The sequence below is a fragment of the Streptomyces violens genome (assembly GCF_000717745.1).
Taxonomy (GTDB): domain Bacteria; phylum Actinomycetota; class Actinomycetes; order Streptomycetales; family Streptomycetaceae; genus Streptomyces; species Streptomyces violens.
On record NZ_JOBH01000023.1, the window covers coordinates 91,411 to 99,990 of the forward strand.

General features: G+C 71.2%; 8 protein-coding genes. 2 read left to right on the forward strand and 6 right to left on the reverse strand.

The window, feature by feature from the left end; genetic code table 11:
• Window positions 1-16 precede the first annotated feature (16 nt).
• Window positions 17-901 (forward strand): alpha/beta fold hydrolase, encoded by an 885-nt coding sequence (locus IF04_RS0132685; RefSeq protein ID WP_037961549.1) that lies wholly within the window; start codon window positions 17-19, stop codon window positions 899-901.
• On the opposite strand, the gene IF04_RS0132690 is transcribed toward IF04_RS0132685, so the two are convergent.
• From IF04_RS0132690 to IF04_RS0132715, 6 genes are all read right to left on the reverse strand, one after another.
• Window positions 894-1,733, reverse strand: a complete 840-nt coding sequence (locus IF04_RS0132690; protein ID WP_051831774.1) for an SDR family oxidoreductase — start codon at window positions 1,731-1,733, stop codon at window positions 894-896. The genes IF04_RS0132685 and IF04_RS0132690 overlap by 8 nt on opposite strands.
• Entirely contained in the window at window positions 1,730-3,397 is a 1,668-nt protein-coding gene (locus IF04_RS0132695; protein ID WP_030266304.1) for an FAD-binding dehydrogenase, read from the reverse strand. Before IF04_RS0132695 ends, IF04_RS0132690 begins: the two co-directional genes overlap by 4 nt.
• Window positions 3,390-4,061 carry a TetR/AcrR family transcriptional regulator gene (locus tag IF04_RS0132700; RefSeq protein WP_030266307.1) on the reverse strand — a complete coding sequence of 224 codons (672 nt, stop codon included), beginning with the start codon at window positions 4,059-4,061 and terminating at the stop codon, window positions 3,390-3,392. Before IF04_RS0132700 ends, IF04_RS0132695 begins: the two co-directional genes overlap by 8 nt.
• Before the next feature lie 90 nt (window positions 4,062-4,151).
• The gene (locus IF04_RS0132705) at window positions 4,152-4,937 is read right to left on the reverse strand and encodes a hypothetical protein (RefSeq protein WP_030266309.1); all 786 of its coding nucleotides are present in this window, start codon (window positions 4,935-4,937) and stop codon (window positions 4,152-4,154) included.
• Window positions 4,937-6,241 (reverse strand): VWA domain-containing protein, encoded by a 1,305-nt coding sequence (locus tag IF04_RS0132710; protein ID WP_030266312.1) that lies wholly within the window; start codon window positions 6,239-6,241, stop codon window positions 4,937-4,939. Before IF04_RS0132710 ends, IF04_RS0132705 begins: the two co-directional genes overlap by 1 nt.
• 90 nt (window positions 6,242-6,331) lie before the next feature.
• The gene (locus IF04_RS0132715) at window positions 6,332-7,774 is read right to left on the reverse strand and encodes an APC family permease (protein WP_051831775.1); all 1,443 of its coding nucleotides are present in this window, start codon (window positions 7,772-7,774) and stop codon (window positions 6,332-6,334) included.
• A 141-nt stretch (window positions 7,775-7,915) separates the two neighbouring features.
• Here IF04_RS0132715 and IF04_RS0132720 point away from each other — a divergent pair, with 141 nt between their 5' ends.
• Window positions 7,916-8,551 (forward strand): TetR/AcrR family transcriptional regulator, encoded by a 636-nt coding sequence (locus tag IF04_RS0132720; protein WP_157847742.1) that lies wholly within the window; start codon window positions 7,916-7,918, stop codon window positions 8,549-8,551.
• The last annotated feature ends 29 nt before the right edge of the window (window positions 8,552-8,580 follow it).

The following is an 8,580-nucleotide window of genomic DNA, read 5'->3' on the forward strand; positions in this document are numbered from 1 at the left end:
CTCGAAAGGTCACCCGATGATCGACGGCATGCCGCCGCACCTCCCGCCCGGCTTCACCGACACCTTCACCAGCCAGTACGTCGACACCGGTGAGCTGCGCCTGCACGCCGTCACCGGCGGTGAGGGCCCACCGCTGCTCCTCCTGGCCGGCTGGCCCCAGACCTGGTACGCCTGGCGCCTCCTGATGCCCGCGCTCGCCGAGAAGTTCCGGGTCGTCGCGGTCGATCCGCGCGGTGTCGGGCTCTCCGACAAGCCGCTGGACGGATATGACACCGGCACCCTCGCGGCCGACATGGCGGCACTCATGACCGCGCTCGGACACGAACGGTTCGCCATGGTCGGCCACGACGTCGGGATGTGGACCGGCTACGCCCTGGCCGCCGACCACCCGGACCGCCTCGACCGCCTGGCGCTCGCCGAGGCCGCCGTCCCCGGGCTGTCCCCGTCACCGCCCCTCTTCGGGAGCCGGGAAGCCAACGACCGCCTCTGGCACTTCGCCTTCAACCGCCTCGACGGCCTCAACGAGCAATTGATCAGCGGCCGCGAGCACCTCTACTTCGGCCATCAATTCGCCACGAAGGCCGCGAAGCCACTGCCCGACCACGCCGTCCAGTACTACGTCGACACTCTCGCCACCGACCCGGAAGCCCGCCGGGCGAGCTTCGAGTTCTACCGCGCGCTCGACGCCACCATCGCGCAGAACGAGCACCGCAAGAAGCGCCGCCTGACCCTCCCCGTCCTGACGATCGCGGGCGCGGAGAACCTGGGGGAGTCGGTCGGCGCAACGATGCGGCTCGCCGCGGACGACGTACAGAGCGTGGTCATCCCCGGCTGCGGCCACTACCCCGCCGAAGAAGCCCCCGAGGAGATGCTGGCCGCGCTGACCGCGTTCCTCACTTGAGGCCGTGCGCCCGTGACACCAGGGACTCGGAGAGCCGGCGGGAGATCAGGCGGCGGAGGGTGAAGACGAGTGGAGCCCGGCTGCCGACGGCGTACAGGGGCTTCGGGGTGGGGGCCTCGACGGCCTTGAGGACGGTCGCCGCCACGGTCGCGGCGCTGATGCCCGTCGCTTCGTTGCGGTCCAGGTGCGCGGAGACCGTACGGAACGCGTCGGTGTACGGGGAGCCGTCGGCGAGGTAGCGGGTGCGGCGCTCGCTGATGCCCGTGTTGATGGAGCCGGGCTCCACGGTGGTCAACCACACGCCGTACGGGGAGAGTTCGCGGCGGGCCGCCGTCGCGAACGCCTTGACGGCCGCCTTCGAGGCCACGTACGAGGAGCGGAAGGCCAGCGGGAAGCTGGCCAGCATGGAGCCGACCATGACGACCCGGCCGCCGCGGCGCTCCCGCATCCCCGGCAGCAGCAGTTGGGTCAGCCGCACCGCACCGAAGACATTGAGCTGGAACAGCCGCTCCAGCGCGTCCATCGGCAGCTCTTCGAGGGCGGCGAGCTGGCTCTCGCCCGCGTTGTTGACCAGGACGTCGACCGGGCCGGCCGCCGCCGCGCACGCCTCGATGCTCGCCGGGTCGGTGAGGTCGAGGGGGAGGTAGTCGGCGCCCGGCAGGCGCTCGGCCTCGGGGATCTTCTCGGGCGCGCGGCTGGTGGCGATCACGTGGTAATCGCGGTCCAGAAGGGCCCGGCAGACGGCCCGGCCGATGCCCGAGGAGGCGCCGGTGACCAGCGCCGTACGCCTCTCTGAAAGATTCGCCGGGGCGTTCCCCGTGCTGCCCGTCATGCCAGCCCCCCAGCCAACGCCCGCCCCGCCGCGCGGCCGGAGAAGATGCAGCCGCCGAGGAACGTGCCCTCCAGCGCGTTGTATCCGTGCACCCCGCCCCCTCCAAAGCCGGCCACCTCGCCCGCCGCGTACAGCCCCTCGAACGGCGTGCCGTCCGGCCGTACGACCTGCGAGTCCAGCGTGGTTTCCAGGCCGCCGAGCGTCTTACGGGTGAGCAGGTTCAGCCGTACGGCGATCAGCGGGCCGTGTGCCGGGTCCAGCAGCCGGTGCGGCTTGGCCACCCGTACGATCTTGTCCGCCAGGTAGGCACGCGCGTTGCGCACCGCCATCAGCTGCATGTCCTTGGAGTACGCCGAGCCCACCTCCCGGTCGCGGGCCACGACCTCGCGCCGTACCTGGTCGTAGTCCAGCTCGGGGCCGCTGCCCAGCGCGTTCATCCCGGTCACCAGGTCGCGCAGATTGTCGCGGACCACGAAGTCCGCGCCGTGCTCCATGAACGCGGCCACCGGACCGGTCGGGCCCTTCTTCGTCCGGCCGAGCGTCATCTTGAGGTCCTTGCCGGTGAAGTCCGGGTTCTGCTCGGAGCCGGAGAGCGCGAACTCCTTCTCGATGATCGACTGCGTGAGGATGAACCAGCTGTGCTCGTGGCCGCCGGCCCGGATGTGCCGGAGTGTGCCGAGCGTGTCGAAGCCGGGGAAGTACGGGGGCGGCAGCCGCTTGCCCGTGGCGTCCAGCCAGAGCGAGGACGGGCCGGGGATGATGCGGATGGCGTGGTCGGGCCAGACCGGGTCCCAGTTCTTGATGCCCTCGACGTAGTGCCACATGCGGTCGCGGTTGACGATGTTGCCGCCCGCGCTCTCGGTGATCTCCAGCATCCGCCCGTCGACGTGCGCGGGCACCCCGCAGATCATCCGCTCCGGCGCCGGGCCCAGCCGGTCCACCGGCCAGTTCTTGCGCACCAGGTCCGGGTTGCCGCCGATGCCGCCCGAGGTGACGACCACGGCCTGGGCGCGGAGTTCGAAGGAACCGGCGGATGTACGGGAGGACTGCACGCCCCTTGCCGCGTCGGACGGCTCCAGCACCGTGCCCCGGACACCGACCGCCGCGCCGTTCTCCACGATCAGCTCGTCGACCTGATGCCGGTGCTTGAACGTGACCAGCCCGCGGTGCTCGGCGGCCAGCACCGGATCGCGGAAGACCCGTACGACCTCCGGCCCCGTGCCCCACGTCAGATGGAAGCGCGGCACCGAATTGCCGTGCCCGGAGGCGAGCCCGGAACCCCGCTCGGCCCACCCGACGTTCGGCATCAGCCGCAGCCCCAGCTCGTGCAGGTAGGCGCGTTTCTCCCCGGCGGCGAACTGCACGTACGCCTGCGCCCACTGGCGCGGCCAGTGGTCCTCCCGCTCGCGGTCGAAGCCGGCCGAGCCCAGCCAGTCCTTCAGGGCCAGCTCGTAGGAGTCCTTGATGCCCATCCGGCGCTGCTCGGGGCTGTTCACGAGGAACAGCCCGCCGAGCGACCAGAATGCCTGACCGCCCAGGTTCGCCGCGCTCTCCTGGTCCACGAGCAGCACCTTGCGCCCGGCCCTGACCAGCTCGTACGTCGCGACGAGCCCGGCCAGCCCGGCCCCCACGACGATCACATCGGCCTGTTCGCGCTCACTCATCGAGAGCCCCTTCGCTCTGGGTGCTGTAGGCGGTGCTGTAGGCGGAGCTATAGGCGTTGACCACGTGCCGGAACAGTTCTTCGCGCCGCTGCCGCACGGCCTCGTCGTCCGGCTCCAGCAGGCACTGCACGGCGGTGCCGTCGTGCACGGCGACCAGCGCGTGGCCCAGCCCGGTACGGTCGGTGACCCGCCGGCCCGCGCGGACGAGCGCGGCCTCGACGAGCGGCAGCAGCGTGTCGTGAATGGCCTCCTCGCGGGCGGCCATCACCCGGCGCAGAGAAGGATTGCGCAGCGCGTGCGCCGTGAACTCCGCCGTGACGCGGTACCACGCGTCATCGATCGGTACGGCGTCCAGCACGGCCCGCAGCGCCTCGTCCGGCGAGACCGACTCCAGCGTGCCGAGCCGCTGCAGCGCTTCCCGCAGATCGTCCAGCATCGCCCCGGACCGCTGTTCCCACATCGCGAGGAACAGCTCGTCGAGCGAGGTGAAGTTGGAGTAGAAAGCGCCCCGGGTGTACCCGGCCCGCTCACACACCTGGTCCACCGTGGACCGCCCGAACCCCTCCTCGGCGAAGACCTCCAGCGCGGCGTCGAGCAGCCGCTGCCGGGTCTGCGCCCGGCGCCGGGTGACGCGCTTGGGCGCCGCCGTGTCCGAAGCTGTCATGACCGGCCCCGCTTCCCTCGTGCGCCGTTCGATACGCGAATGTATGGGATACATTCGCGTATCGACAAGGGGTCGGACGAGGTGGGTTGCTCAGACGGACGGGGGCACGTGGGGAGGCCGCCCGCGCCCTGCGGTGGCGCGGTAACCCGCGATCCCGGCGAGCGCAGCGAGCACCGCGCCGGCCGCGGTCCACAGCCAGCGAGCCGACCACCAGCCCGAGGACCAGCCGCCGTCCGGTTCGGGCCGCGCGGCCGACCCCTGGACCAGGGGCGCGGCCGGCGAACCGTCCACGTCCTGGGCACTGCCCGCGTCCGTGGTCGTGGCGGTCACCGCGGCCTCGACCGGCAGGCCGGCGTCGGCGGAGGCGGTGTGCAGGGTGGTGAGGCGGACGTAGTACGCGCCGGGCAGCGGGTCGTTCGACCAGGGCTCGGCGTCGGCACGGACCGTCCGCAGGGTGCAGGACAGCTCGACCGTGTCGGCGTCGGCAGCAGCGGTCCTCGTCTGCATGCCGTACCGGCACGCCTGCCGTCGACGCAGACCGTCGTACACATCCAACTGCCAGGTCGACTCGCCGTGCCGCGCGTCGGCGCCAGGCAGTTCGACGGTCGCGTCCACCGTGGCGCCCTGGCCCGCGTCGGCCGGGAACTGCCAGTAGAGGTAGTCACCGGTGGACGCCTGGGCGGTGGCCTGCTGCCCCGGCCGGATCACCGTGGCGGTACGGAAGGAGGTACCGGCTTCGGTGGGCGCGGGGGCGTCGGCGGTCGGGGTGGGAGTCTCAGCGGACGCTGCGGGAGCGGCCGCGGCTGTCCCGAAGAGCGCCGCGCCGGCGAGCAGAGCGGCCGACAAACAACGCCGCGCGGAAGTTGCGACAGCCATCAGTGGGTCCTCCAGACAGTGACGCGCCAGCGCGAGATCCAGCCCCACAACACCCCGGCGAGCAGGCCGATCAGGGTGAGTGCAATGAGGAACCACCAGCCGTGGCCGAGCCCCAGAAACGCAGCGTCGGCCCCCGCGTCCGGCCCGTCCACCACAGCGACGGACAGCTCGACAGGCAGCCCCGGCTCGGTCTTCACCGAAGCAGGCGCGGAGAAGGCGTTGCTGACGCGCAGACAGACGGTCTCCGGGACCGGCTCGCCGTCCGCGTCCTCCGCCACCCCGCCGTCGTCGGCCTTCGGATAGCGCAGACCGGTCGACAGGACATCCGTACGGCCGTCACCCGTGGCCTCGCCGCGCACGATCTCCCGGCCGCGCAACGTAGAAGCGCGCAGCTGCACACCGTAGTCATCGTTGACGGCACGGTCCGCGGCGATGCTCACCGAGGCGCGCAGCTCCTGGCCGGGCCGTACGTCCACCCGGTAGAAGCGGTGCTCACCGAAGGTCTCCCGGTCGGTGTAGAGCCCGGGCTTGAGCTGCGGCGCGCGCTCGCAGCTGTCCGTGCCCTTCGCCGGTACCGGCGTGACGGCCGGTTCGACCGTCCGGTGCACCAACTGCTTGACCCGGCCGGACAGCTCGTCCTTGTGCTGCACCGAGGTGTACGTACCGCCGGTGGCCTCCGCGATGCAGCTCAGCTGGGTACGCGTCTTGGCATCCGGCACCAGGCCGAGCGTGTCGACGGTGACGTGGATGCCCTTGGCGGCGATCTCGCGCGCCACCTCGCACGGGTCGAGCGGCTGACAGGTGTCCTCGCCGTCGCTGATCAGCACGATGCGGCGGGCCCCGTCGCCGCCCTCCAGGTCGTCCGCCGCCTTCAGCAGGGCCGGGCCGATCGGGGTCCAGCCGGTCGGTGTCAGGGTCGCGACGGCGGTCTTGGCCTCGGTGCGGTCCACCGGGCCGACCGGGTACAGCGCGCGGGTGTCCTTGCAGCCCACCTTGCGGTCGTCACCGCGGTACTCGGCACCGAGCGTACGGATGCCGAGCCGCACCTCTTGGGGCACCGCGTCCAGCACCTCGTTGAACGCCTGCTTCGCCGCGGACATCCGGGACTGCCCGTCGATGTCGCGGGCCCGCATCGAGCCGCTGACGTCGAGTACGAGGTCGACCTTGGGGGCGTCCTTGGACGTTTCCGCGGAGGTTCCTGCGGTGGCCGGTCCATCGGCCGAGGCGGTCGCCGGTGCGATGCCGCCCGTCAAAGTGACCAGCAGGCCGCACACCGCGGCCGCCAGTCGCCATCTTATGATCATCGCCGGATCATAATGATCTTGTGGACGAACTGCCCAACTCGCCCGGAGAAGCGCCTACAGGGGCGCTGACAGCAGCGCCTACAGGAGCGCTTACCGGGGTGGCCGCCGGGTGACGTACTCCTGGGGCGGCTCGGGCTCCGGGAGGGCCGGCGTCTCGATGCGCCAGGCGATGCGTTCCTTGTCCTGGACGACACGGCGGTACGCGTACAGCACGACGGACAGCAGCAGGATGCCGACCGCGATGAGGGTGTCCTTCGGGCCGCCGTGCGCGGCCAGTGAGGGATGCGTGACGCCTACCGCGACCACCACGACGTCGATGACCAGCACCGCCCAGGCGATCGGTATCCAGATACGGCCGCGGCGGATCGGGCGCGGCCAGTCCGGGCGGTCCTTGCGCAGCAGCAGGAAGGCGGAGACGGCCAGCACGATCGCCACCAGGTAGCCGAAGTTGCTGGCGATCAGGATGCTCAGCGGCTCCCCGAGGAGCAGCAGGATCGCGCTGTTCAGTACGGCGTCGAGGGTGAGCGCGCGGCCCGGTACGCCCCACCGGTTCAGATGGTCGAGCTGCCGGACGGTCATCCGCTCGCGGGCCAGTCCGTACAGCGCCCGGCCGCCGTCCGCCGTGGTGGAGACCATCCCGAGGAACATCGAGGAGACGAGGATGAGGACCCCGAGCGAGGAGAAGCCGCCGAGCGCCTGCTCGAAGGCGATGGCGAACGCGCCGACCGGGTCCTTCCGGATGGCGTCCTCACCGACCGACCCGACCATGGCGAGCGGCACGATGAAGAAGAGGACGAGGGAGAGGAGCGAGGTGGCGCGCAGCGCCTTGGCGGTGTCGCGGACCGTGTCCTTGTACTCGGGCGCGAACGAGGCGCAGATCTCGGTGCCGTACGTGGTCCATGCGGTGACGTAGAACCACACGATCAGCGTCGTCCAGCTGCCGCCGTGGTACCAGGTGAGGTTGGCCGCGTGCCAGGTGTGGCCGCTCATGAAGGGCGCCGCGACGACCACGACGAGGCCGCACAGCACGATGCCGCTGGTGATCTTCGAGGCGCGGGCGGTGAGCCGCGCGCCGAAGTAGTTGCAGGCCCAGGCGGCGAAGACGGCGGCGACGCCGATCAGTTCGGCCAGGCCGACCGAGTGGCCGGGGAGGAGGGGCACTTCGGGCGTGCCGGGGAACCAGTGCGCGGTGACGAGCGCGCCGATCGCGGCCGCGTTCACCGCGATGCTGAACGACCAGCCGATCCAGTAGCCGTACGCGGCGACGGCGCCGAGCGGCGCGAAGTACCGCTTCCAGCCCTCGGAGGCGTACCGGCTGACGCCGCCGGACTTGCCGGGGAACATCGCGGCGGTCTCGGCGAACAGCATGTTCTGCAGCAGGCCGATCAGCGCGCCGCCGACCCAGAGCGCGATCGCGGTCCAGGCGCCGATCGCGCCGATGCCGTAACCGACTGTCAGCAACAGGCCGTTGGGGATGACCAGGGCGATCGCGAATCCATCGCGCCAGGTGAGGGACTTGCGCAGGTTGTCCATGCTCTGCCGCCCGTCTCTTGAGAACTTCGGCCGGACGCACGTCCGTTGTTCAGGCGTGCCAAAAATGTGTTCGCGGTCACAATAATTGGGTATTATTGGAAGGCAAGAGGCTGGACGGAAAACGGTGAAGGGGTGGGCGGCATGGTGGCCGAGCGTGGGGTGCCGGAGCGGACGGGAGCGGTGCCGGCCGGAGCGGACGTCCAGCGCGAGCGGATACTGCGCGCCGCGGCCCTCGCCCTCGCGGAGCACGGCTTCGACGCCGCGCGGCTGCGCGACGTGGCCAACTCCGCGCAGGTCTCCATAGGTTCGATACAGCATCACTTCGAGACCCGTGACGCCCTCTTCCGGCACGCCTTCGAGTGGTCGATAAGCGAGCTGATCGGCCGGTGGCGGTGCACGGCCGTCGGCGAGCCGGACCCGTGGCGCCGGTTCGAGCTGCTCGTACGGGAGCTGACCGGCGACCCGGACCTGATACGGCGCTGCACGACCTGGACCGAGTTCTGCGCGAGCGCGGCCCGCCATGAGGAGCTGCGGGACGGGATACGGCGGGTCCACGACGAGTGGCGAGCCCTGGTCTCCGGCATCCTCACCGAGGGCGTGGCGACCGGCGCGTTCGCTCCCGCCATGTCCCAGGAGGCGGTGGTCGGCGCGGTGATGGCGGTGGTCGACGGCTGCGACATGACCATCGCGACGGACGGCGGCATGACGCCGGAGAGGTATGCGGAGCTGCTCCTGGGCACGGGGCGGGCGGTGTTCGGGGTGCGGGAGGGGGGCTGACGGGGGCTGACGGGGTGGTGCCTGTCGGG